Genomic DNA, 7048 nt, shown 5'->3' on the forward strand with positions numbered 1-7048 from the left:
CCATGTCGGACACATCGCACGGCACCAACACCGGAGCCCTGTGGGGCGGCAGGTTCGCGACCGGCCCCGCGGAGGCGATGGCGGCGCTGAGCAAGTCGACGCATTTCGACTGGGCGCTCGCGCCGTACGACCTGCGCGCGTCGCAGGCGCACGCGCGGGTGCTGCACCAGGCCGGCCTGCTCGGCGAGGACGACCTCGCGACGATGCTCGACGGGTTGACCTCACTGGCCGCCGACGTGGCCGGCGGCGCGTTCGTCGCGGCCGAGTCGGACGAGGACGTGCACGGTGCGCTTGAGCGCGGGCTGATCGAGCGGGTCGGTCCCGAGGTCGGGGGCCGGCTGCGCGCCGGCCGGTCCCGCAACGACCAGGTCGCCACGCTGTTCCGGATGTGGCTGCGCGATGCGGTCCGACAGATCGCCATCGGCCTGCTCGACGTGATCGACGCGATCGTCGGGCAGGCCGCGGCACACCCCGATGCGGTGATGCCCGGCAAGACGCACCTGCAGGCCGCGCAGCCGGTTCTGCTGGCGCACCAACTGCTGGCGCACGCGCACCCGCTGCTGCGGGACATCCAGCGGCTCAAGGACTTCGACCGCCGGGCCGCGGTGTCCCCGTACGGTTCCGGCGCCCTCGCCGGCTCCTCACTGGGGCTGAACCCGGACGCGATCGCGGCGGAACTCGGGTTCGACGCGGCCGCGGAGAACTCCATCGACGCGACCTCGTCGCGGGACTTCGCTGCCGAGGCCGCGTTCGTGCTCGCGATGATCGGTGTCGACCTGTCCCGGATGGCCGAGGAGATCATCCTCTGGAGCACACCGGAGTTCGGGTACATCACGCTGGCCGACGCCTGGTCGACGGGCTCGTCGATCATGCCGCAGAAGAAGAACCCCGACGTCTCCGAGCTCACCCGCGGCAAGGCGGGCCGGCTGATCGGCAACCTGACAGGTCTGCTGGCCACGCTCAAGGCCCAGCCGCTCGCGTACAACCGGGATCTGCAGGAGGACAAGGAGCCGGTCTTCGACTCGGTGGCACAGCTGCAGTTGCTGCTGCCGGCGATCGCCGGGCTGGTGTCCACGCTCGAGTTCCACGAGGACCGGATGGCCGAGCTGGCCCCGGCCGGCTTCACGCTCGCCACCGACATCGCCGAATGGCTGGTGCGCGAGGGCGTGCCGTTCCGGGTGGCGCACGAGGCCGCGGGCGCCTGCGTCAAGGTCGCCGAGGGCCGTGGAGTGGGGCTCGACGAGCTCACCGACGGCGAACTCGCCGCGGTCGACCCGCACCTGACCCCGCGCGTGCGCGAGGTGCTCACGGTGCGCGGATCGATCGACTCGCGCGATGCGCGGGGCGGCACCGCCGGCGTGCGGGTCGCCGAGCAACTCGCCGGAGTGCGGGAAGCGGCCGCGCGGTTGCGCGGCTGGGCCTGAGGCAGAGGATCTGGGGATCGAACCCCGGTCAGGTGTGGGAGGATCTCCCCGCTGGAATTGCAAACGGTCGCGGTCCGTCGGGGAGATGGAGTTGTCGTGCAGTTGAACCAGAAGACCATCCTGGGCCCGGTCAACCGGGTGCTCGCGACCGCGCAGAACGGGCTCGAGGTACTCCGGCTGGGTGGGCTCGACACCGCAGTGGAGCCGACCCCCTTCGAGGTGCTCGAGCGCCGTCCCATGTACAGGCTGCGCCGGTACTTCCCGGAGGTCGAGGCGGGCTCGCGGCCGGCGATGCTGCTGGTGCCGCCGATGATGCTCGACGCCAACGTCTATGACGTCACCCGACAGGCCGGGGCGGTCGGCGTGCTGCACGACCACGGGGTCGACCCGTGGGTGATCGACTTCGGCTCGCCGGACCGCGAGGCCGGCGGCCTCGCCCGCACGCTCGCCGACCATGTGGTCGCGGTGAGCCAGGCCGTCGACCAGGTGCGGGCGCAGACCGGGCGGGACGTGCACCTGTCCGGGTACTCGCAGGGGGGCATGTTCGCGTACCAGGCCGGCGCCTACCGGCAGTCCGCGGGCCTGGCGAGCATCGTCACCTTCGGCAGCCCGGCGGACACGCTCGCGGCGCTGCCGCTGGGGCTGCCGGAAGGCCTGGCCACGAAGGGCGCCGAGATCCTCGCCGACCACGTGCTGAACAAGGTCTATCTGCCGGCGTGGGCGGCGCGCATCGGGTTCCAGCTGATGGATCCGGCCAAGACGGCCAAGTCGCGCATCGACTTCCTGCGTCAGCTGCACGATCGCGAGGCGCTGCTCCCGCGCGAGCAACAGCGCCGCTTCCTCGAGGCCGAGGGCTGGGTGGCCTGGTCGGGCCCCGCGATCGCCGAGCTGCTCAAGCAGTTCATCGTGCACAACCGGATGATGACCGGCGGCTTCGTGATCGAGGACCGGCTGGTGTCGCTCGCCGAGATCTCCTGCCCCGTGCTGTCTTTCGTCGGCGAGGTCGACGACATCGGGCAGCCGCCGGCGGTCCGCGGGATCGTGCGTGCCGCGCCGCGCGCCGACGTCTACGAGATGACATTGCGCGCAGGGCATTTCGGACTCGTCGTCGGCAGCACCGCGGCGGCGCAGACCTGGCCGGCGGTTGCGCAGTGGGCGTTGTGGCGTGAGGGACTCGGTCCGGCGCCGGACAAGGTCCATCCCATGGAGGTCTCGACGGAGACGGCGGGTCCGAGCGGGGTCAGCGTCAGTTCCCGGATCACCCACGGGGTCACCTCGATCGCCGACATCGGCCTCGGCGCGGCCAAGGGCTTGGTGGGCATCACCCTCGGGGTGGGCCGCAGTTCGGCGGCCATCGCCGGTGAGGCGGTGCGGACCCTGCCCAGGCTCGCCCGACTGGGACAGATCCAACCGCACACACGGGTCTCGTTGGGGCAGTTGCTCGACGAGCAGGCACGGCGCTCGCCGGACGGTGAGTGCTTCCTGTTCGAGGACCGGGTGCACACCAACGAAGCGGTCAAGGAGCGCATCGACAACGTCGTGCGCGGACTGATCAGCCTCGGTGTCCGGCAGGGCGCGCACGTCGGCGTCCTGATGGACACCCGGCCCAGCGCGCTGGCCGCGACCGCGGCGCTGTCGCGGCTGGGTGCGGTAGCGGTGCTGTTGCCCCCGGATCAGGAGTTGGCGACGGCGGTCGAGCTGGGCGAGGTCTGTGCGATCATCGCCGATCCCGAGCACCTCGAGACCGCCGCCCGGACCGGGTGCCAGGTGTACGTGCTCGGCGGCGGCGACACCCGGGACCTCGGGTTGGGGGACCGGCCGGGCGTCGTCGACATGGAGCGGATCGATCCGGATTCGGTGCGGTTGCCGGACTGGTACTCACCCAACCCGGGTCTGGCACGCGATCTGGCCTTCGTGATGTTCACCCGTTCCGGCGGCCGCACCGAGGCCAAGCAGATCACCAACCGTCGGTGGGCGGTCTCCGCGTTCGGCACCGCGACCGCCGCGGCGCTGGGGCGCGGCGACACCGTCTACTGCCTGACCCCGCTGCATCATCCGTCCGGACTGTTGACCAGTCTCGGCGGTGCGGTCGCCGGGGGATCCCGGATCGCGCTGATGGGAACGTTCGACCCGGGCAGGTTCCGCGACGAGGTGCACCGCTACGGCGTCACCGTCGTCTCCTACACCTGGAACCAGTTGCGCGAACTCGTCGACCTGGAGGATCCTGCCGTCGACGATCACCACCCGATCCGGCTGTTCATCGGTTCCGGCATGCCGCTCGGCCTGTGGGAGCGGGTCCTCGAACGCTTCGCGCCGGCGCAGGTCGTCGAGTTCTACGCCTCCACCGAGGGCTCGGTCGTGTTGGCGAACCTGTCGACCGGCAAGCCCGGTGCGAAGGGCCGTCCGCTGCCGGGCACCGCAGCTGTGGAACTCGCGGCGTACGACGCGGTCTCCGGCCGGTTCCTCGAAGACGAACACGGCTTCATCCGGCAGTGTGAGGTCGGCGAGGTCGGACGGTTGATGGCGCGGGCGCGCGCCGACGTCGACCCCTCGACGGCGACCATGCGCGGGGTGTTCGCACAGGGCGACACCTGGGCGCCGACCGCCCATCTGTTCCGCCGCGACGGCGACGGCGACTACTGGATGGTCGACAACATCCACTCGGTGGTCCGCAGCGCCGCCGGCCCGGTGTATACGATGCCGATCGCCGACGCACTGGCCGCGCTGCCGGGCATCGACGTCGTGGTCTCGTACGGGATCGCGGCGGGTGAGCACGAATGCGCGGTCACCGCGGTGACGTTGCGCGGCGGGGCCGAGTTGACCAGTGCGGACCTGAGCGAGGCGTTGTCGGCGCTCGCGCCGGACCAGCGACCCGCGCTGGTGCACGTCGTCGACAGCATCCCGACGACGACCTGGTACCGCCCACGTTCGAAGGAATTGCGGGCGGGCGGGGCGCCGGCGCCGGGACCGGCCGCGTGGTCGTACAACCCGGCCGGCGGAAAGTATCAGCGGTTGACGAAGGCGAGCCTGCAGCGGATGGGCCTGCCGGTCGGGGCGGCCCGCAACGGCGTGGCGACGTCATCGAGGCCGGCCGGCACCGGAATCGCCGAGTAGCCGACGTACATGGCAGACGAGCGGGCGCGGCGCGCGGAGAGAAGGGTCCTCGGTTCGGATCCGATGACCGCGGCGCGCGCGCTGCTCGGTGCCACGCTGACGGTCCGCGGGGCGTCGGTGCGGATCGTGGAGGTGGAGGCCTACCGCGGCTCCGAGGATCCCGCGTCGCACGCCTTTCGGGGACGCACACCCCGCAACGAGGTCATGTTCGGTCCGGCCGGTCACCTGTACGTCTACCGCAGCTACGGCATCCACGTCTGCATGAACGTCAGTGCGGGGCCGAACGGGATCGGGTGGGCGGTGTTGCTGCGTTCGGGCGAGATCATCGGGGGTGAGGAGATCGTGCGCGGCCGACGGCCGGGAGTGGCCGACGACCACAAGCTCGCGCGCGGTCCCGGCAATCTGGGCAGTGCGCTCGGCGTCACCATGGCCGACGCCGGGGCCGATCTGCTGGGGCCCGGCTCGGAACTGCAGTTGCGGCTCGGCGATCCGGTCGAGTTCGCGAGCGGACCGCGGGTCGGGGTCAGCGCCGCGGCGGACCGGCCGTGGCGGTTGTGGATTCCCGGTTCGCGCGCCGTGTCGGTCTACCGCCGCAGCCCCCGTGCCCCGCTACCCGGTCCGGCGACCGATGCGGGAGGATCGAATCCGTGAGTGAGAACATCCTGGACGAACTGACCTGGCGCGGACTGATCGCGCAGTCGACCGATCTCGACGGACTGCGCAGGGACCTGGCGGCGGGGCCGGTCACCCTCTATGCCGGCTTCGACCCGACGGGGCCGAGCCTGCATGCCGGTCACCTCGTGCCGTTGCTCGCGCTGCGCCGGTTCCAGCGGGCCGGCCACCGGCCGATCATCCTCGCCGGCGGCGCGACCGGGCTGATCGGTGACCCGCGCGACGTCGGGGAGCGCACCATGAACTCCGCCGACACGGTCGCGGAATGGGCTGAGCGGATCCGCTCGCAACTCGAGCGGTTCGTCGACTTCGACGACTCCCCGACGGGCGCCATTGTCGAGAACAACATGAACTGGACCGGTGAGCTGAGCGCGATCGACTTCCTGCGCGGCATCGGCAAGCACTTCTCGGTGAACGTGATGCTCGCCCGGGACACCGTCAAGCGGCGCCTAGAGGGCGACGGCATGTCCTACACCGAGTTCAGCTACATGCTGCTGCAGGCCAACGACTTCGTGCAGTTGCGCCGCAAGCACGGCTGCACGCTGCAGGTCGGCGGCTCCGATCAGTGGGGGAACATCGTCGCGGGCGTCGACCTGGCGCGCAAGGTCGACAGCGCCGGCGTGCACGCGCTGACCGTGCCGCTGGTCACCTCCGCCGACGGCAAGAAGTTCGGCAAGTCCACGGGCGGGGGCAGTCTGTGGCTCGATCCGCAGATGACGAGCCCGTATGCCTGGTACCAGTACTTCGTCAACACCGGTGACGCCGATGTCATCAAGTACCTGCGCTGGTTCACCTTCCTCACGGGTGAGGAGCTGGCCGAACTCGAGCAGGCCACGGCGGAGAGACCACAGGCCCGCGAAGCGCAGAAGCGGCTGGCCGCCGAGATGACCACCCTCGTGCACGGTCGGCATGAGACCGAAGCGGTCGAACACGCCAGCCGCGCGCTGTTCGGCAAGGGCGACATCCGCGAGATGCCCGAGTCGACGCTGGCCGCGGCGCTGGCCGAGGCCTCGGTCGCGGAGCTCTCGACGGGGGAGCGCGCGTCGATCGTCGACCTGCTGGTGATGACGGGACTGTGTGAGAGCAAGGGCGCGGCCCGGCGTGCGGTTCGAGAGGGAGGCGCGTCGGTCAACAACGAGCGAATCGCCGACGAGGACTGGGCGGCGAGTGCAGAAGATCTGCTGCACGGCAGGTGGTTGGTGGTCCGTCGCGGCAAGCGGAATTTCGCCGGCGTCAGAGTCGGTCGAGACTGACCGAATTGCCGGTGGGCCGGATCACATCAATGTGATTTCCCCTCACCCGCTCCGTCGCTCCTTCGTGACCTGCGGTTTCGATTCGCGGCACGGCTGTGAACAGCGGATTTGCGGAGCGGGTGGGGGGTCTGTAACTTAGTCCAGGTCAGAGCGACACGGACACCGACTCCGGACACGGAGATACGAGGTTGGACGAGGAGCGCCTGGCAATCACGCAGTATCTCGGAACTGCCCCGGTTTGCACCGGCGGTGGGGATGGGATAAGCTAGGAAACCTGCCCCGGAGAGATCGAGATTGTTTCTCGGTGTTGATGGTGTGTGCGTGTTCTTTGAGAACTCAACAGTGTGCCGATGAAAGTCAGTGCCAAATTTTTTTTTGGTGCATCCCGCATCGTTTGGATGTGGGTGTTGCTGATCGTTTCACACCCCCGTGTGGGATGGTCAGTGTTTTTGCTAGTTTGAGTTTTTTTGCTAGTGATTTGACTCGATGTCTTTGACTGATTGCCGGTTTTGCCGGCCAATCGAGAGTCTTCAACGGAGAGTTTGATCCTGGCTCAGGACGAACGCTGGCGGCGTGCTTAACACA

The 7048-nt window shown here is 69.6% G+C and carries 5 protein-coding genes; 4 read left to right on the forward strand and 1 reads right to left on the reverse strand.

Annotated elements, in window-relative coordinates; genetic code table 11:
• Window positions 1–2 precede the first annotated feature (2 nt).
• From argH to tyrS, 4 genes are all read left to right on the forward strand, one after another.
• Complete coding sequence (gene argH / locus G4X40_RS18630) at window positions 3–1424, forward strand: argininosuccinate lyase (protein WP_277834667.1); 1422 nt, start codon at window positions 3–5, stop codon at window positions 1422–1424.
• Between the two features lie 96 nt (window positions 1425–1520).
• The gene (locus G4X40_RS18635; RefSeq protein WP_277834669.1) at window positions 1521–4538 is read left to right on the forward strand and encodes an AMP-binding protein; all 3018 of its coding nucleotides are present in this window, start codon (window positions 1521–1523) and stop codon (window positions 4536–4538) included.
• A gap of 9 nt (window positions 4539–4547) precedes the next feature.
• Window positions 4548–5189 carry a DNA-3-methyladenine glycosylase gene (locus G4X40_RS18640; RefSeq protein ID WP_277834671.1) on the forward strand — a complete coding sequence of 214 codons (642 nt, stop codon included), beginning with the start codon at window positions 4548–4550 and terminating at the stop codon, window positions 5187–5189.
• Complete coding sequence (gene tyrS / locus G4X40_RS18645) at window positions 5186–6463, forward strand: tyrosine--tRNA ligase (protein WP_277834673.1); 1278 nt, start codon at window positions 5186–5188, stop codon at window positions 6461–6463. The genes G4X40_RS18640 and tyrS overlap by 4 nt, the downstream gene beginning before the upstream one ends.
• Before the next feature lie 357 nt (window positions 6464–6820).
• Here tyrS and G4X40_RS18650 read toward each other — a convergent pair.
• A partial coding sequence (locus tag G4X40_RS18650; RefSeq protein WP_277834674.1) for a hypothetical protein occupies window positions 6821–7048 on the reverse strand: 228 nt, incomplete at its 5' end.

Origin of the sequence: Speluncibacter jeojiensis, from assembly GCF_029589495.1 — a bacterium.
Taxonomy (GTDB): domain Bacteria; phylum Actinomycetota; class Actinomycetes; order Mycobacteriales; family Mycobacteriaceae; genus Speluncibacter; species Speluncibacter jeojiensis.